21 protein-coding genes and 1 tRNA gene are annotated in these 17,617 nt (G+C 43.8%); 16 read left to right on the forward strand and 6 right to left on the reverse strand.

Annotation, left to right across the window (positions count from 1 at the left end):
- Positions 1-216: 216 nt before the first annotated feature.
- From J2755_RS05360 to J2755_RS05375, 4 genes are all read left to right on the forward strand, one after another.
- Complete coding sequence (locus J2755_RS05360) at positions 217-585, forward strand: response regulator (RefSeq protein ID WP_209680713.1); 369 nt, start codon at positions 217-219, stop codon at positions 583-585.
- Positions 586-625: 40 nt separating this feature from the next.
- Positions 626-2,098, forward strand: coding sequence for a sensor histidine kinase (locus J2755_RS05365; protein ID WP_209680715.1), 1,473 nt, complete (start codon positions 626-628; stop codon positions 2,096-2,098).
- A 73-nt stretch (positions 2,099-2,171) separates the two neighbouring features.
- Positions 2,172-2,945: a sulfide-dependent adenosine diphosphate thiazole synthase gene (locus J2755_RS05370; RefSeq protein WP_209680718.1), complete on the forward strand. Its 774-nt coding sequence runs from the start codon at positions 2,172-2,174 to the stop codon at positions 2,943-2,945.
- Between the two features lie 69 nt (positions 2,946-3,014).
- Positions 3,015-3,089: transfer RNA gene (locus J2755_RS05375), tRNA-His, on the forward strand.
- Positions 3,090-3,143: 54 nt separating this feature from the next.
- Here the strand turns inward: J2755_RS05375 and J2755_RS05380 are convergent.
- The 3 genes from J2755_RS05380 to J2755_RS05390 are packed head-to-tail and all read right to left on the reverse strand — an operon-like array spanning position 3,144 to position 4,902.
- Positions 3,144-3,533 carry a DUF356 domain-containing protein gene (locus J2755_RS05380; protein WP_342591069.1) on the reverse strand — a complete coding sequence of 130 codons (390 nt, stop codon included), beginning with the start codon at positions 3,531-3,533 and terminating at the stop codon, positions 3,144-3,146.
- A 54-nt stretch (positions 3,534-3,587) separates the two neighbouring features.
- On the reverse strand, positions 3,588-4,400 hold the full coding sequence (proC, locus tag J2755_RS05385) for a pyrroline-5-carboxylate reductase (RefSeq protein ID WP_209680719.1): 813 nt from the start codon (positions 4,398-4,400) through the stop codon (positions 3,588-3,590).
- Positions 4,401-4,413: 13 nt separating this feature from the next.
- Positions 4,414-4,902, reverse strand: a complete 489-nt coding sequence (locus J2755_RS05390; RefSeq protein WP_209680721.1) for a multiprotein bridging factor aMBF1 — start codon at positions 4,900-4,902, stop codon at positions 4,414-4,416.
- 85 nt (positions 4,903-4,987) lie between these two features.
- On the opposite strand from J2755_RS05390, the gene J2755_RS05395 reads away from it, so the two are divergent.
- Positions 4,988-6,271 carry a proteasome-activating nucleotidase gene (locus J2755_RS05395; RefSeq protein ID WP_280954379.1) on the forward strand — a complete coding sequence of 428 codons (1,284 nt, stop codon included), beginning with the start codon at positions 4,988-4,990 and terminating at the stop codon, positions 6,269-6,271.
- Positions 6,272-6,304: 33 nt separating this feature from the next.
- On the forward strand, positions 6,305-6,877 hold the full coding sequence (locus J2755_RS05400; RefSeq protein WP_209680724.1) for an endonuclease dU: 573 nt from the start codon (positions 6,305-6,307) through the stop codon (positions 6,875-6,877).
- Between the two features lie 2 nt (positions 6,878-6,879).
- On the opposite strand, the gene glmM is transcribed toward J2755_RS05400, so the two are convergent.
- Positions 6,880-8,223, reverse strand: coding sequence for a phosphoglucosamine mutase (gene glmM, locus J2755_RS05405; protein WP_209680726.1), 1,344 nt, complete (start codon positions 8,221-8,223; stop codon positions 6,880-6,882).
- 109 nt (positions 8,224-8,332) lie between these two features.
- On the opposite strand from glmM, the gene J2755_RS05410 reads away from it, so the two are divergent.
- Entirely contained in the window at positions 8,333-8,620 is a 288-nt protein-coding gene (locus J2755_RS05410) for a signal recognition particle protein Srp19 (protein ID WP_209681418.1), read from the forward strand.
- Positions 8,621-8,629: 9 nt separating this feature from the next.
- Here the strand turns inward: J2755_RS05410 and J2755_RS05415 are convergent, their stop codons facing one another.
- Both J2755_RS05415 and J2755_RS05420 read right to left on the reverse strand, forming a co-directional pair.
- On the reverse strand, positions 8,630-8,803 hold the full coding sequence (locus tag J2755_RS05415) for a preprotein translocase subunit Sec61beta (protein ID WP_209680728.1): 174 nt from the start codon (positions 8,801-8,803) through the stop codon (positions 8,630-8,632).
- A gap of 84 nt (positions 8,804-8,887) precedes the next feature.
- Entirely contained in the window at positions 8,888-9,907 is a 1,020-nt protein-coding gene (locus J2755_RS05420) for an S-methyl-5-thioribose-1-phosphate isomerase (protein WP_209680730.1), read from the reverse strand.
- Between the two features lie 91 nt (positions 9,908-9,998).
- Here J2755_RS05420 and J2755_RS11340 point away from each other — a divergent pair, with 91 nt between their 5' ends.
- The 9 genes from J2755_RS11340 to J2755_RS05460 all read left to right on the forward strand — a co-directional run bounded on the left by J2755_RS11340 (position 9,999) and on the right by J2755_RS05460 (position 17,617).
- Positions 9,999-10,433, forward strand: coding sequence for an HD domain-containing protein (locus J2755_RS11340; protein WP_245312714.1), 435 nt, complete (start codon positions 9,999-10,001; stop codon positions 10,431-10,433).
- 171 nt (positions 10,434-10,604) lie between these two features.
- Positions 10,605-11,837, forward strand: a complete 1,233-nt coding sequence (locus J2755_RS05425; protein ID WP_245312715.1) for a hypothetical protein — start codon at positions 10,605-10,607, stop codon at positions 11,835-11,837.
- Positions 11,837-12,592, forward strand: coding sequence for a tRNA (adenine-N1)-methyltransferase (locus tag J2755_RS05430; protein WP_245312717.1), 756 nt, complete (start codon positions 11,837-11,839; stop codon positions 12,590-12,592). The genes J2755_RS05425 and J2755_RS05430 overlap by 1 nt, the downstream gene beginning before the upstream one ends.
- Before the next feature lie 150 nt (positions 12,593-12,742).
- Complete coding sequence (locus J2755_RS05435; RefSeq protein ID WP_209680740.1) at positions 12,743-14,200, forward strand: aminotransferase class I/II-fold pyridoxal phosphate-dependent enzyme; 1,458 nt, start codon at positions 12,743-12,745, stop codon at positions 14,198-14,200.
- Positions 14,197-15,195: a cobalamin biosynthesis protein gene (locus J2755_RS05440; protein WP_209680742.1), complete on the forward strand. Its 999-nt coding sequence runs from the start codon at positions 14,197-14,199 to the stop codon at positions 15,193-15,195. Before J2755_RS05435 ends, J2755_RS05440 begins: the two co-directional genes overlap by 4 nt.
- Positions 15,196-15,205: 10 nt before the next feature.
- Positions 15,206-15,784: an alpha-ribazole phosphatase CobZ gene (gene cobZ, locus J2755_RS05445; RefSeq protein WP_209680744.1), complete on the forward strand. Its 579-nt coding sequence runs from the start codon at positions 15,206-15,208 to the stop codon at positions 15,782-15,784.
- Positions 15,781-16,602: an adenosylcobinamide-GDP ribazoletransferase gene (gene cobS, locus J2755_RS05450; protein ID WP_209680746.1), complete on the forward strand. Its 822-nt coding sequence runs from the start codon at positions 15,781-15,783 to the stop codon at positions 16,600-16,602. Before cobZ ends, cobS begins: the two co-directional genes overlap by 4 nt.
- Positions 16,587-17,222: an NTP transferase domain-containing protein gene (locus tag J2755_RS05455; protein WP_209680748.1), complete on the forward strand. Its 636-nt coding sequence runs from the start codon at positions 16,587-16,589 to the stop codon at positions 17,220-17,222. Before cobS ends, J2755_RS05455 begins: the two co-directional genes overlap by 16 nt.
- Complete coding sequence (locus J2755_RS05460; protein ID WP_209680751.1) at positions 17,222-17,617, forward strand: hypothetical protein; 396 nt, start codon at positions 17,222-17,224, stop codon at positions 17,615-17,617. The genes J2755_RS05455 and J2755_RS05460 overlap by 1 nt, the downstream gene beginning before the upstream one ends.

Here is a 17,617-nt window from a genome sequence, read left to right on the forward strand (position 1 = left end):
TTGTTAAAAAGTGGGTTGTTGAAGATAATAATACTTTGCTCTTCTTGAACTATAATTATAGAAAGATGCAGAGCAATTAAACATACTTTCCATATATGACCTTAACGGCGAAAAAATGTTGGAATTCTTCCATCAGGATTCCTATATTTTGCAAAGGTTAATTTAATAAGACGCAACTAATAAGTTAGGTATAATAGAAATAAGAGGTACACGAGAATGGTAACTATACTGGTTGTTGAAGACAACCCTATGAATATGGAACTCACTGTGGATCTCCTTGAAGCAGATGGCTATGATGTTGAGCAGGCCGAAGATGGCCCAATGGCATTGAGCCTTATTAAGGACAAAAAGGTTGATCTTATTTTGCTGGACATGCAGCTTCCAAAAATGGATGGTCTTGAAGTTCTCTCTCGTCTCAAAAACTCCGAAGAAACCAAAGATGTTCCGGTAGTTGCACTGACTGCCCATTCCATGCGTGGAGATGAGGGCAAGTTCATCAATGCCGGATGCAATGGTTACATCTCAAAACCAATTGATATACACGAATTCAGGAAAACAGTGGCAGGTTATGTAAGCAACAAGTAATGTCGGTAAACTAAGTCTCAATCAAGGTCCTGTGTTCCCCATGAGTGAAGCTAAACTTCCCCGAATTCTGATTGTGGACGATGAAATCTACAATGTTGATCTAATTGAAGCGTATTTGACTCCTGATTATGAAGTTATTAAAGCATATGATGGAGAAGAAGGACTGCGACTTGCAGGTGAAGGCGTCGATCTTATTTTGCTTGATATTATGATGCCGGGGCTTAGTGGCTATGAGGTTTGCAGTATCCTCAAGAACAACGAGGAAACACGGCATATACCAATTATCATGATTACCGCTCTTTTTGAGGACAAGGATCGTCAGGAAGCGCTTGCTGCTGGTGCAGACGAGTTCCTGAGTAAACCCGTTGAACAAATAGAGCTTGAAACAAGGATTCGTACACTTCTTCGCACAAAGAAGCTTAGTGATTGTCTAATCGCCGAAAAAAAGCAATGTCAAAACTATCTCGAAATTGCAGGTGTTCTCATAGTTGTACTTGACGAAAATGGGGACGTAGTGCTCATTAATAAGAAAGGCTTAGAAACTCTTGGCTATGAGGAAGAAGAGGTTATTGGACGGAACTGGTTTGAGTATTTCCTTCCGGAGGGGGTATCCGGGGATTTACGTGATGTTTTCCGCAAGATAATGTCCGGGGAAATGCATCTTGATGAATATTATGAGAACCCGATTGCATGCAAGGACGGTTCCGAACGTATCATAAGCTGGCAAAATAGCTCTTTGATTGATGATAATGGCCAAATCTACGGTATTCTCTCTTCAGGTGAAGATATTACTGAAAAGAAGAAAGCTGAGGCAGCTCTTCGAATGTATATGTCAGAACTTCAGCACTCAAACGACCTGAAAGATCTTTTCATTGATATTATGAGACATGATCTTTTGAATTCAGCTGGTCTTGTGAAAGGCTTTGCTTCCGTCCTTTTAAAAGATCCAAAAGACGACAAACAAAAACATGTTATCGAGACCCTGCTAAAGAATAATGAAAAGATGATTGACCTGATTAACCAGGCTTCCAAGTTCGCCAAGGTCGAGTCTCTTGAAAAGGTTGACTTGTGTCCGGTAAATCTATCTGACATTCTTCGTGATGTTCTGGATAGTATGGGCGAAGAGATTGAAGAAAAAGGTGTGAATGTAGTAAATATTGCACCTCAGCGTTGTCTTGCAATTGCAAACCCTATTGTGGGTGAAGTCTTCCTAAATTATATCTCTAATGCCATCAAGTACAGCCCCGAAGGAGAACAGGTATCCATTGATATCAAGGATGCAGGTGATTTCTGGAAGTTCACGGTAACTGACAGGGGCGAGGGAATCGAAAGTGAAGATAAGATCCGGGTTTTCGAGAGATTTAGTCGGGTTAATAAGGTGAATGTGAAAGGTATGGGGGTCGGTCTCGCAATTGTCAAGCGTATAGTCGATCTTCATGGCGGTGAAGTAGGGGTAACTGATAATCCCGAAGGCAAGGGAAGTGTTTTCTGGGCGACCATTCCCAAAGCCTGATTTGCCTGTTCCCAAATACTTTTAATGGCGTATACCCTATCAGCATGTATTCTAATCCATTCAGGGTGAAATAATGGGACTTGATGAAGTTATAATTACAAAAGCTATTGTTGAAGAATTTACTCAGGCATTTCTTGAGTATTCTGAAGTCGATGTTGCTTTGGTAGGCGGAGGCCCGGCTAACCTCGTAGCTGCCAAGCATCTTGCTGAAAAAGGCATAAAAACCGCTCTTTTTGAGAAAAAACTGTCTGTAGGCGGTGGAATGTGGGGAGGCGGAATGATGTTCCCCAGAATTGTTATTCAGGAAGAAGCCAAACACATTTTGGATGATTTCGGGATTTCTTACCGTGAATACCAAGAAGGATATTATGTTGCAAATTCAGTCGAATCAGTAGGGAAACTGATCAGTGGTGCAACATCCGCAGGGGCTGAATTTTTCAATCTTGTGAGTGCCGAGGACGTTATGATCAGGGATGATGACAGTGTCTGTGGTCTTGTTATTAACTGGACTCCTGTTTCTATCGGGGGATTCCATGTTGATCCTTTAACTATAAAGGCAAAAGTCGTTATTGATGGTACCGGGCATGAGGCAGCGGTATGTGATACTGTGCAGCGTAAAATCCCGACTGCATTTAATGGGCAGAAAGTTGTTGGTGAAAAACCTCTCTGTGCTGAAAGTGGGGAACGCCTTGTTGTGGAAAACACAAAAGAAGTTTATCCTGGGCTTATTGTCACAGGTATGGCTGCAAATGCTTTTGCGGGCTCCCCCCGAATGGGGCCTGTATTTGGTGGTATGCTGCTGTCCGGTGAAAAAGCAGCAGAGCTGGCGATTTCCAAACTAAAATAAACAAGGGATATCTTTATATCACAGCAATGTATCTATAAGGTGCTTCCAGCAGGAGGCGCCATACATTGTGCCGGGGTAGGGTAGCGGTTATCCTGTAGCCCTGTGGAGGCTACGATCCGAGTTCGATTCTCGGTCCCGGCCCCATATTTTTCTTTTAATTTTAGGTTTCGTTTTTGAAGTAGAAGAGATTTTTTAGACTCAAGCTGAAATTTCCAGTTCAGGCTCCATTTCAAATTCTGGATAAATTTCCACACAATCCATTAATTCATTGTAAGGCGCATGTCTTGGGCTAACAATGACGATATGTGCAGGTGGATGAATTTTCCTTAATTTGCTAATAGCTGCACCAGCATTGTTTTCCAGTCCTACAAGAGCAGCAACTTTGCATGGTGCACGTAGTGGTACCCCTACCACTCTTACAAGCAGGTTGTCTGCGTATGTTGGCTCGATGCGTCTCGGGTTTGAACTGAACCGCATGCTCCCGTAATGTTCCAGATCATGCAACGCAATTTTAACTTTTGTCCTATCTTCTCCCCTGACAACAGCAAAAGATTTCAGAATTCCACCCCTGTTTTTAATATATACAATGACCTATACTCTTTTTCACTATATCAAGTTTTGCAAAAAAAAGTAAAATGTAGTTTATTTTCCAAGTTCCTTAGACCGTTCGGATGATTTAATTACTGCATCCATGAAGGCAGATCGAATGCCATTCTGTTCAAGAGTATGCATAGCACGAATCGTTGTTCCGGCCGGGGATGTAACCATGTCTTTGAGTTCTCCGGGGTGCATTCCTGTCTCTAGAACCAGTTTTGCAGCACCTAACACTGTCTGAGCTGCCAGTTTGAGTGCATTTTCCCTGTCAAGCCCCTCATAAACTGCACCGTCTGCAAGGGCTTCAATTACCGGGAAAATATATGCAGGACCGCTGCCGGAAAGTCCGGTGACTGCATTCATCAAATGCTCCGGGACAAGAGTGGCAACTCCCACACTGTTAAAGATCTCCATTGCAATTTCGGCATCTTCCACAGATGCATTCCTTCCGGTACTGATTGCAGATGCAGCTTCCCCTACAGTCGCTGCAATGTTTGGCATTACCCTGATGACATGTCGTCCTTCGTCTAGCTCTGCTTCAATTGCTTCTGTTGTTATGCCGGCAGCAATAGATATCACGAGTTTGTTTTCAAGCTGCGGATTAATATCCCTCAAGACAGTTTTGATAATCTGGGGTTTAACTGCAATAATCAGGATTTCACAATTGGATACGGTTTCAAAATTGTCTGTGGAAACGTTGATTCCCAGTTCGTCACGAAGGGAGTTTAGGCCCGGTTCGTAAACATCACTTGCATAGACGTCTTCGGAATTGGCAATTCCTGCTTTCAGGATTCCTTTAAGCAGGCTACCTCCCATTTTTCCTGTACCTATTATCCCTATTTTCTTGTTATTGAGGTGCATTGAATTACCTGCTTTATTTCTTTTTGATAGTAACGATGTCTCCGAGAGTTGTATTACGCTGGAACCCATCTGCCTGCCAGTCGTCTCCACTAACTCTCTCCATAAGTGTTATGCTAAGAGTTTGCTCCAGTTTCTTTCGGACGGAATCTTCCGGAACAATTTCCCCTCTCTCAATTTTCTTTATGAGAGATGCCTTTTCCTTTATTTTTGCTGCAAGCACTTCATGTGTCCAGCCACGTTTTTCCCTTGCTTCCTTTATGATGTGCTCATAACCATCCACAAGTTCGTCACTTAATTCTGCAAAAGGGTCTCTTTTTGGCCTTGGTCGGGAAGTTCTCTGGGGTTTGGCTGCCACGGGAGCATTTTTTCTTGATACCGGTGTTCTTGCCTTGATGGCAGTTCCATGTTGTGAACAACGCCCACATACGTTTAGTTCACTTCCTTCAACGGTAACTTTGAAAGGCTTGCCCCTGATGTCTGTGCCGCAGATTTCACATTGCATAATATGATCCTCCCTGATGCCGGCGTGCTACGCCTCTTCTCGAAAGTGCTATATACCTATGGGCTTAAATATTATTCGGAGCGACATGAGCGACAGTAAGGAAGAGACGGCAGAGCGGGGGAATTATGGGTTTAAGCATCTGTCGGATCCATATGATGTTCAGGAAATGGGGCAGGATGCCGAATTTTCCAAGTATTTGCTTGACAGGATGAAACAACTCGAATCCCGGAATACGCAGCTTAGAGAGCAGTGCGACCAGATAGAATCCGAAAAACGATACGTTGAAAACCAGAAACTCAAATATGAACGTGAAGTTCGAAAGCTTAAATCTGAAATTGATCGCCTGAAAACTGTACCTCTCATAGTTGCCAATGTACTGGATATTGTTGATGACAATAAGGTGCTGATTAGGAGTAGTACCGGTCCTCACTTCATGGTTGGTGTTTCCCAGTTTATTGAGAATAACCAGCTCGTTCCGGGTGTCAGGGTTGCATTGAACCAGCAAACACTGGCTATTGTTGATGTACTTCCTTCCTCTGATGAGCCCGACGTAATGGCACTTGAAGTACAGGATGCCCAGGATGTCAGCTATGACGATATTGGCGGTCTTGAACCTCAGATACAGGAACTTGTAGAATGTGTGGAATTGCCACTCACAAGGCCTGAATCTTTTGAAAAAATAGGCATTTCTCCTCCTAAAGGTGTTTTGCTTTATGGTCCACCGGGTACGGGAAAGACCCTTCTTGCAAAAGCTGTAGCCCATAAGACTGATGCTACGTTTATAAGGGTAGTTGGATCTGAACTTGTCCAGAAATACATTGGTGAAGGTTCCAAACTCGTAAAAGAAGTCTTTGAAATGGCAAGACGTAAAGCTCCAAGTATAATATTCATTGATGAGCTGGATGCGATTGCCGCAACAAGACTAAATGATACTAACGGGGCTGATCGCGAAGTCCAGCGAACCCTTATGCAACTACTTGCTGAAATGGATGGCTTTAGTAACCGTGGCGAAATCCGTATAATCGGTGCCACCAATCGGCCGGATGTCCTTGATCCAGCAATCATCAGGCCCGGCAGGTTTGACAGGGCAGTTGAGGTTCCCCTTCCGAATGAACTTTCGAGGAAAACAATCCTGCGCATACACACAAAGGGTATTTCTGTTTCAAAGGATGTTGATTTCGATAAACTCGCTTCCCTTTCCGAAGGGTCAAGCGGTGCAGATCTCCGGGCAATAGCAATGGAAGCCGGAATGCTTGCAGTTCGTGAAGATCGAAGCTCTGTGACTATGAAAGATTTCCTTGATGCACTTGACAAAATTACAAAAGTAGGTGAATCCAGGGATGAACAACCTTTCTTTATGTTTGGCTGAGGGAGGTGTTCCTCCTTTTCCTCTTCTTTTCACGTGAAGCCACAAATTCGTGTCCTTGGTATAGACGACTCTGCACTTATCGGTGACCGGGTTCTTGTTGTAGGTGCATTTTTCAGGGGTGGCGAGTGGCTTGATGGAGTTGTGTCCGGATATATAACTCGTGATGGTATGGATGCTACTGATTCCCTGATCCAGCTAATAATGGATAGTAAACACCATGATCAAATTCGGGTAATCATGCTTGACGGTGTTACTTACGGTGGCTTTAATCCTGTGGACATAGTTGAATTAAGCCAAAAAACCGATTCTGGGGTAATTGTGCTGATGAGGTCTTTGCCGGATCTTGAACGCATGGGAGCTGCTGCATCACATTTGCCGTTTCCGGAAGAACGAATGAATTTAATCCTGAAGGCGGGTGAAATACAGGAAGTAGTTTCAAAAGAGTCTGAAAATCCCGTATTTATTCAGTGTGCAGGAATTGATATGGAGAAAGCAATTGAAATAGTGAAATTAACTGCCACCCATAGCAATATTCCGGAACCATTGCGGGTGGCTCACATAATCGCCACCGGCATAGTATGTGGTGAATCCTGCGGAAGGGTTTGAGATTACTTGTTGAACCGGTTGACCAGTTCTTCCCCTTCTTTCATAAGCTGGAGGGCACGTTCATCTTTTTCTGCTTCTGCAAAAATCCTGATAATGGGCTCGGTTCCCGAAGGGCGTATGAGTACCCAACCATCTTCACGCCAGACTTTCAGGCCATCAGTTGTGTCGACGTTGTTTTCTGTTTTCAGGATCTCTTTTTTCACAGATTCCATTGTTCCTGCAAGATCCTTGCAACGAACCTTCGTCTTGGAGTTACTGTATTTAGGAACATCCGCTGCCATTTCTGAGAGCTTGATTCCTGATGCCATTATTTCAAGAAGCTTGGCACATACCATTGCTCCGTCACGACAGTATTGGTGTTCAGGGAAAATCAGTCCGCCATTTCCCTCTCCGCCATAAACGGCATCAATTTCCATCATTTTCCGGGCAACATTTATGGAGCCCACGGCTGTCCAGACAAGTTCTACGCCATTTTCCTCGGCGATATCAAGCAATCGTTTGGAAGAACTTACAGGTGTCACAATGGGGCCTTTCTTGTTTTCAAGAATGTGTTTTCCCACCATTGCAAGCAGGATCTCCTCGTCAATAAATGTTCCATTTTCGTCAATGAAAACTGCCCGGTCTGCATCACCGTCCTGTGCGACACCCATATTGGCCTCATAATTCCTGACGATGTCCGTAAGCTCGCCAAGCACATCGGGTGTTGGTTCGGGGTTCCTCCAGGGGAACGTGCCATCTGGTTGTGCGTTGATTGTTATTACTTCACATCCAAGGCGTCTCAGTAAAAGAGGTAATGTGAGGGAACCGGCCCCACATCCTGTGTCAACTGCAACCCTGAATTTCTTTTGTTTGATGCTTTCGGAATCTACCGCTTTTATTATTCCTCTGATGTAATAGTCATTTGCAGAAAAATCTTCCCTGAGGTCTCCGGTTTTTTGCCATTCAGCCGGGACAAAGTTCTTCGCAAAATAAATCTTTTCAACTTCCGCTTCACCTTCACGGGAGAATTCAGTTCCATCACCTGCAATGAGCTTAACTCCGTTGTCTTCCCGGGGGTTGTGGGATGCGGTTATTACAATACCGGCATCGGCGTTATCCCGGACATAATATTGGACTGAAGGTGTAGGGGCGGTTCCGATGTCTATTACTTCCAGTCCTGCTGAAAGTGCTCCGGCAATAGCTGCGGATTTTAGCATTTCACCGGATATGCGGGTATCCTTGCCTATGGCAACAGTTCCCTCTCCTCCCATGTATTTGCCCAGACTTCTGGCAATATCCATTGCAAGTTGTGGTGTAATTTTTTCGTTAGCCGGACCACGTACTCCATTTGTTCCGAAAAGACCCATTTTCATATCTCCCTTCTCTGGTACTGATGTGTTCTATACCTTTTTAGCCTTTTCATACAACATCGCCAAAGTTTAATATCGTATGAAACCTAACTCGTAAAACATGATGATGCGAGATGAAGGAAAGCTTGTAATATGGCCTGCAAGCATTGATCGTGCAAGAACCCGCCATGAGGGTCGCATTATTTCCCGCAAGAGTTCTGTTCAGGACCCCAAACTGGATGAGATTAGCAAAGCTGCACAGTCCCTTGGTTTAAACCCCCGTGTAGAGGATGATAAAGCATACCCTCGTTCATGGTGGGAAAAAAGTGGAAGGGTAATGGTCGATAAAACTGCTTCCAAAAATACAATTGCAAGAAATATCGCCAAAACAATTAAAAAAGATCGTGGAAACTGACCTTATTTATCAAGGCCATGTTCCAAAATTGGCGCTGAGCAAAAGCACAGCAATGCCGCAAAGTAATCCGAATCCAATTATTGCTTTAGGATCGAGATGAATTGCCCTCTTATCAGCATCATAATAACGCATAAGACCGGCAGATGACATCAATCCACTGCCGCCCTGGTTCTTTTTTGCCATATTAAGTACTCCTTTGTGTTTCTGATACCTTCATGTATTCCCATGGTTTAAAGATTTTGCCCTGAATAATCCTTGATTTTACTCTCAGGATCTGACTTCATCCAGCAGGAAAGGTGGTTTGAAAATACCTCTTTCTGTAATTACCGCGTCAATGTATTCCATTGGCGTGGCATCAAACGCCGGATTGTAAACCGGCACATCTTCAGGAGCTATTTGCTGTCCGCGGAAATATCTCAGCTCGTCAGGATTTCTCTGTTCAATTTTGACACTACCTTCCCAGCCGTTGAAATCAAATGTTGAAATAGGTGCTGCTACAAAAAACGGAATTTCATGTTCTCGGGCAATAATTGCATGATTGTATGTGCCAATCTTGTTAAAAACAGCGTCTTCTGTAATGCGATCTGCTCCTACAATAACCTTGTCTACCATTTCATTGCGCATCACATGGCCACTCATGGAATCTGCGATCAGCGTCACCGGGATGTTGTCCTGCATGAGCTCCCATGTGGTTAATCGTCCTCCCTGGTTCAGGGGCCGGGTTTCACATGCAATTACCTTGATGTCCTTTCCTTCCTGCACTGCAGATCTGATTACTCCAAGGGCAGTTCCCCAGTCCACGCACGCAAGCTTTCCGGCATTGCAATGTGTCATCACGGTGTCCCCGTCTTTAAGAAGGGATGCACCATATTTCCCAAGTCTTTTATTGATTTCCACATCTTCATCTGCAATTCTTTTTGCTTCGGAAAGCGCAATATCATGCATTCCGTCCAGATCATAGGCCTCAGAAGTGGCTTTTATAACCCGGTACATTCCCCATTCAAGATTAATCGCAGTTGGACGGGTCGACTTGATAATCTTGCCTGCTCCCTTAAGGTCTTCAAGCAGCTTTTCCATTGTTTGCGCACTGCTCAGTTTAGAAGCAAGTGCAATACCGAATGCTCCTGCAGCTGCCAGTGCCGGTGCTCCCCTTACACGAAGGGATTTGATAGCTTCACAAAGGGAGGCCAGATTGTCACATTCGATGACCTTGTACTCTGTAGGTAACAGGGTCTGGTCAATCATCATGATGCTCCCCCGCTCATCATTCCATTCTATGGTTCTCATTGTAATCACTTAAACAGGAATATATTGTCTTAATACAGGCATTCAAGATATTTCGCAACTTTATATATATCTTCCACTCTAATACTTTCGCATGGCCAGTCCCTTTGTGGTTCATGATCCTGTTCACAAGACAATAGTAATCACGCCCCTGCAACAGGGATTGCTCGAGACTCCTCATCTCCAGAGGCTCAGGGGAATCCAGCAATTGGGGCTTGCAGATGTCGTCTATCCCGGGGCAAACCATACCCGTTTTGAGCATAGTCTGGGTACGATGCATACAGCATCCCTTTTTGCAAATGTGCTTGCTCTTCCTCCGGATGAAAAAGTAATGGTGGAAATTGCCGGTCTTCTCCATGACGTTGGGCATTCCGCCTTCTCACATGCTGTTGAGGGGGTTTTACAGCGCAATCCGGCTTTCCAGCCCGAACTGCAGGGGACGCAAATGGGCAGGCATGAGGCATTCACTTCCCATATAATCAAAAACATACTTCCCGAAATTGGTGAAATTTCAAGACTTGTGAAATAGGAAATAGGGGCAGATCCACACGCATTTTTTGCAGCAATCTCAAAAATAGCTGTAGGCCAGACTGAAGGTCTCGATAAACCATATCTTGCACAACTAATCTCTGGGGATATTGATGCAGACCGAATTGATTTTCTTCTGCGTGATTCTTATCATACGGGTATTTCCCTGGGGTTGATTGATCTTGATCAGATTTTGCAGAGTCTTAGCATCAAAGATGGCAATATTGTGCTTGGTTTTGGTGACGGATGTAGTTATGACGAGGATATGGCTTTAACTGCTGCAGAATCAATGCTCATTGCCCGCTCTCATCACTATAATGCTATTATTCATCATCCTCATCTCCAGTCCGCACGGACAATGCTTTTGCGCTGTCTTGAGAATGCCCTTCAGAATATGGCTAAGGCAGAAGGGGATGACAATGTAATCTCCAGTATAGAGGAGTTTTTTATTTCCTACAGGGATGCGGATCTTCTAGCCTTTGTTCGGAAATGGGGGGATGCAAAATCTTCCAAACTCATTGATTCACTCCTTGAAGGGAATGTTTACGAACCCGTTTTCCGGTTTAACCAGAAAACCCTGTCCCCGTCTACAAGAATGACGCTTTCTACAATTGCAAGGCATGGTGTTGCCTGCAAAATGTTTGAAACCGAATTGGAAAAACGTCTTGGTGATGTATTTGTAAACCTGGATGTTGCATCAGGAGTTCCCAAAACCACCCGAGTCTTTGTGGGTGAGGGGGATAGTTTCTTTTATGATGAATCCGCACTCGCAGGTGGACTTGTCAGGGCCATTTCCCGACAACTTTCTCTTACAGCTTTTGCTCACAGGGATGTGGCCACTTGCAGGGATGGTGAGGAAGCCCGGATGATGATGAAAGATACTGTCGATGAATTATCTCCGCGTTTGCTTGGTTTCATAAGGCAGGGCCAATATCTTCCCATCGAAGGAATAATGCTTCTCTTCTACGCAGTTCACAGCCTGTTCGAGGAAAAAGGAAAGGATTTTGTTTCTATTCCCCGGATAAGAAACATCACCTGGCTTTACAAAACTGTTCGGAATTTTGGACAGCATGAAAAATTGAAGTACCTTTTTGACTACAAATTCCATGAAAAGTATGGTTTTCCCTATAGCTATCGGGTTTACGAAGATATACAGGTGCTTGTTGCTATGGGAATTGTGGATGAAGATCTTCGTTACTACGAAAAGGCAGGTCGTTATCACCAACGCTATGAATATGTGCTTACCGAGCACGGGGTGACCTATGGAAAAAATCTTGTAGGGCCTTATCAATATGAATTCAGAGAGATTATTAATATGTTGAAAATGGAAAAACATTCGATACCAAGGGATATTGTAACACTGCCCCTCAAGAGATATTTACGCGAAACCGGACTGGAGCCTTGATGATGGATGATAATAGGTTAGTTCTTCTCAGGACTCGACACAAAGGGAAGACAAAAGAGTTTCTTGCACCGGTTTCGAATGCTCCTCATCATTCAGAATTCGGAGTCACTGATCTGAGTGTTCTTTTGGAGGACGAAAATCTGGATGCCGTCACTTCCCACATGGGGCAGGAGTTCTCTGTGGTATCCCCGCGGTCTCCTGATTTTTTCCGTCACTCAAAACGCACAGGGGCTCCTATGATTCCCAAGGATATTGGGTTGATAATGGCTCATGCCGGTGTTTGTTCATCGGATAATGTACTTGAAGCAGGGACCGGTTCAGGATCACTGGCTATTTATCTTGGCTTTGTGGCGAAAAGAGTTCTTAGTTATGAGGTGCGGGAAGAGTTTACCAAAGTTGCCCGGAATAACATCGAGAAAGCAGGTCTTTCAAACGTTGAAGTCCGTTGTGGAGACCTTGTGGAAGCGCTTCCTTCGCTATCGGAAGAATTTGATGTCATCATCCTTGATATGGGTGGCTCGGAAAAGGCTGTCAGTGGATGCTTTGAAAAACTGAAAAAAGGTGGATTCCTTGTAACTTATTCCCCGTTCCTGGAGCAGGCTGCACAAATCCGGGAAGAAATTGACAAACTGGATTTCTTTGATTGCAGGACATACGAGTGCTTTGAGCGTGAAATTTCATTTTCATCCAGAGGAACCCGGCCCTCTACAATTCCTGTGGGGCACACAGGATACCTGACTTTTGCAAGGAAATAATTTGCTGTTTCAGAACAACTTTATCTGGTTCTTATTGGTAAAAGAGATGTGGGGTGTGTCATTCTTATTCGGCCCAAAAGAAAGTCTATTTGATTAATTTAATATAGCTGCTGTTCATACACTACCTCGATTAACTTGCCAGAGAACATATTGAAAAAAAGGATCCGGGATCTTGAATCTTTTTTATGCGAAGATCCGACTTCCCTCTCTTCAGAGTCACATCGAATAGAGCCTGACCTTGATTTCAGTATGCTGACAAATCCTCTGGGGAATCCTTTTGATTTGTCCGATTCGGGAATAGATCTTTCAAAGGCTACAAAAAATGTTTTTGAGCGGCTTACTCAGTACCCCGACAACCGCTACAGCGAGTTAAGGGCTTCGATTGCTTCTTTTTTAGGAAATACAATTATTCCGGAGCAGGTGATTCCGGGGAACGGTTCCTGTGAACTCCTGAAGCTGGTCCTCGAATGTACTGTGGATGAGGGTGACAAAGTTGTGATTGTCCAACCTGCAATGGATTTATTTGAAAAATATTGCAGTATCCACGGGGCAGAGATCATGCACCTGATGGGCGAAGATCTCCGGGACATCAATGATTCTCTCCTTAAAGATACAAAGATCGTGTTTCTTTCCAACCCCTCTGATGTTTCCGGAAAATTGATGGAAACTGCTAAACTCAACAAACTCTCGGAATTATGCAGTCAAAACGGCACTCTTCTTTTCGTAAATGAGAGCTGCATTGATTTTGCTGATAATTCTGCAAGCGTAATCTCACTTACTAATTCCAGTAATCATCTTTTTGTGCTTCGCTCCTTTGAAACAGTGTTTGCAATTCCGGGAATCAGGATTGGATTTGGCTTAACATCTCCAAAAATGGCTGAAAAACTTAATTCTGCAAGGCTTTCGTGGAATCTGGGTGTTGTATCTGAAAAAGCTGCTATTTCACTAATGAAAAGAGATGATCTTTCCAATAATTACCTTGCAAAATCCCGGGAATACATTTCCGAGAATCGGGAATATCTTGCAACCCGGCTCGACAAGATTCGCAAATTTAACGTGTTGCCGGGAGATGCTCACTACGTGCTTGTGGATGTGAGTGCTTCTTCAATAGATTCGACGGAACTCACAAACCGCCTCCTTAATGCTGGAATAAAAGTAATGGATTGTTCCTGTTTTTATTCAATGGGGAAGGATTTTATCCGTGTTTCAGTTCGTTCAAAAGAAGATACTGACAGTCTTGTCAGGGAAATTGGTGTTGCAGTAGTGGATTCTGCACGTGACAAAGCCATGAGGGAACTTGAAGCTTCTTTGTTATCTCCGGATTTTTCAGCTACAGGTCCCAACAAGGAATGCCCTTATTATCCATGTCATTTCCAGGGTCAGGACTGTACATTCTGCTTCTGCCCATTTTACCCATGCGGGGATGAAAGAACAGGTGGTAAATGGGTTGAACGCTCCAGTGGAGGAAAGGTCTGGAGTTGCGAAAAATGCGATATTGTGCATCATCTTGAAACAGCAGAAAAACTGGTTTTTGAGCTAAAAGGGGATTCTCCGATGGAAGAGAAACTTAAGAAAGCGTGGAAAAAGGTGGTGGATCCGCTTCTATGATTGATTTTGAATTACTCTCCAGTCTTCATTTGTTGAATGTGCTGCTGATGGCAGTATTAATAGACCTGACTATTGGTGAACCTCCCACAAAACTACATCCTGTAGTGTGGATAGGTAATCTTATTTACTTCTTCAAGAGGAATGCTCCAGCGTCATGTCGGCTTGCGTATGGTGTCTTCATCGGAGTTAGCTGTATGGCATTTGCTTCGGCAATTGCTTTAATCGTATTGTGGATTGCAAGCGCCTCATGGATGCCTGAAATAGGTGCCATTTTCATCGAAGCCTTTTTCCTGAAATGCACATTTGCAATCAAACGTCTCCTGTATGCGGGCGATGAAATAGATATGGCACTTCGTGATGAAGGACTGGATGCAGCACGCCAGAAGCTTTCCATGTATGTCAGCAGGGACACTTCAAAACTGAACGAAGGTTCTGTTTCATCTGCAGCGATTGAAACCATGTCTGAGAACTTTGTGGATTCCATTCTCACGCCGCTGTTCTATTATGCTATTTTCGGTCCGCTTGGGTTGGTTGCAGCGTATGCGTACAAGGCGGTAAGTACACTTGATTCAATGGTGGGCTACAAGGATGAAGAGCACATAAAGATGGGTAAGTTCTCAGCAAGGCTTGATGATGTCTTAAACTGGCCTACTGCAAGGCTTTCAGTGGTCTTCATAGTTGCAGCGTCTTTGATTCTTAATGTTCTCAAACGTTCAGTTTATTATGCCTCTGAAGCAAGTGCATGTGCCTTCAGGGACTGTCGTGTGCCGTCTTCCCCCAATTCAGGCTATCCCATGGCAGCATTTGCGGGTGCACTTAAAATCAAATTGGAAAAACCAGGGACGTATGTTCTGGGACAGGAATATTCTCTTCCTGACGTGGAAGACATTGGAAGGGCTTCACAGCTAATCCTTGCAACTGCACTCTTATCTGTTGCAGCTCTTTCATTGCTTATTCTTACGGTTCCTGATGTTATTATTAATCTAATCGGCTAAAGTGGTTACAATGAAATTATCAGATATCAAATCCAAGAATCTTAAAGAAAATCAACCGGAAACGGCTAAAAAAGATAATACCCGGGATATTCTGGAAATTCTCAAAAAGGAGGGTGTCACAGTTGAGGCTATGGTGGATTCGGCACTATCACTTTATACTCCTCATCCGGGACTGGAAACCCGTGAAATTGCTGAAAACCTGTTTTTAAGGGAACTAAAAATAGCAGTTTCCGATCCCAATCTCTGCATGCTGATATACGCAGGAATCTTACTCGAAAGAGAGGGTCGTGCAGGCCAGCTTCCAAACATAAGTCCTGATTCCTACGAACGTGATCTGACTTTCATAATTGCGGATGAAGTGCTTGGCATGAGCATCTCCAAGTATATCAGTGGGGACAAAGGAATGTTTGAGTTTGTTCGTTTTGACAAACAAAAACCAGGCATCCTTGCCGAGCTAGGTCCCTTCATGGATGATATTGTAGGTGGATTGATTGGAGGGGTTTCTGCCAATATGTATACGAGAGGCATGGCAGAAGCGGAAGAGAAGAATGAAAAAACAAAAACTGTCAGTGATGTGATCGCCGGATGAGTGGATTCCTGCTTGCAGTAAGAACCGGTTTTGGTTTCCTTTCAACCATTCCGGTTGGAATAACAATGGAGGGTCTTGATGAGCTTTCAAAGAGAAGTTACCTCTTTGTTTTCACCGGAGCAGTGCTTGGAATTCTTATGGGGATATTTACTATTGCTACCGAATATGTATTCCCTTCCGACCTGAGTGCTGCACTGATTGTCGCTTTTGTCTATTATCTTACAGGTTTTAACCATCTTGACGGTTTATCCGATTTCGGTGACGGTTTCACAGCACATGGTTCCCTTGAGAAGAAAATCAAGGCACTAAAAGACATGTCTCTTGGAATCGGAGGCGTTGCTTTCTGTGTAATATCACTTTTGATTCTCTACGCTGCAATCGTTTCACTGCAGGGCGTAATTCAGTCAACAAGTTCTGTTGGTGCCATGTGGCTATATCTCCCATTGTCTATTTTCGTAGCGGAAATAGGCGCGAAACAGGCAATGGTTACGATTTCAGCATTTGGGGAGGCTATTCACGAAGGGCTTGGATCTATGGTAATCAATGTTACAACTTCAGGGACATTCCTTATCGGTGTGTTGATTGGTGGAATTGCATGTGGACTCGCCCTTGGGTTAGTTGGTTTGATAGCTTTTGCCGCTGCAATTGTTTCTGCGTTCTGGGTGCTTTATGTTTCCAATAAACATTTCACTGGAATAAACGGTGATTGTATCGGGACTGCTAATGAAGTGGGAAGAATTGCTTCATTGATTGCTACTATCGTTGCTCTAAATTTTGCCCAGGCCAGCTACGGAGGAGTTTTATGGATGCTGTTGTAATGGCTGGTGGCCAGGGGCTACGTCTGGGGATGGGTGAAAAACCCGTTGTGGATCTGCTTGGAAAACCACTTATCAGTTACGTCATTGACAGCCTTGAAGGGGCGGAAGAAATTGGCAAAATCTACGTGACTGTTTCTCCGTTTACCCCGACCACTGAAAAAGTTGTGGGGGAGCGATATGAAGGAAGAATCAAGACCATTGAAACAGGTGGAGATAACTATGTAGGTGACATGATTTTTGCAGTGGAATCTGTGGGAATAGAAAAACCTGTCATGATCATCATGTCAGATCTACCTTTGATTACTCCTTCTCTTATTGATCAGATTGTCAGAGCATATTATGATTGCGGAAAACCGTCTATGTCGGTTTTCATTCCGTTGTCCCTTTGTAAGAAAGTTGGACTACGTCCGGACACTGTGTTTAACTGGGAGGGAGAGTTAATAGTTCCTGCAGGAATTAATATTCTGGATGGGAAAGATATCAGGGAAGAACAGGAATATCATAATTTCCTGCTGGATGATCCGCAGATTGCTATTAATATCAATACTGCCGAAGATCTAAAATACTGTTCCGATATTCTCTGTGAAAAGCAAAAAAATAATTCTCCGGGTGAATTCTGATGAATTCTGTTATAGAAAAAAATGGGAAAAAATACGATGTTTCTACTTTACAACTAATTCTGGGTGATCAGGATTTTGATGTGGAGAATGAAATAAATCCGGAATACCTCCTTTTGTGTGAAGCCGTGGATAATCCCTCTACTCTTCCTTTCCTGTTGGCAGATTTTTATTCTATTGATCTTCCCGAGCCGGATGATTTCCGTTTGTCTCTTATGAGGGTGCAGGTAGATTCAGATTTAAGGCTTGGTGAGGATATACAGAAGCATCAGCAGAGAGCTTATGTTGCACGAATTATTGAAAAAATCATATTCAGTGAGCTGTTCCTTACTTTATCAATGGAGGAGCAGGGGGCTGATGGTGAGGGGCTGGTTTTCCTTCCTGAAAAAGATACATGA

This window comes from Methanohalophilus levihalophilus (assembly GCF_017874375.1).
GTDB lineage: Archaea > Halobacteriota > Methanosarcinia > Methanosarcinales > Methanosarcinaceae > Methanohalophilus > Methanohalophilus levihalophilus.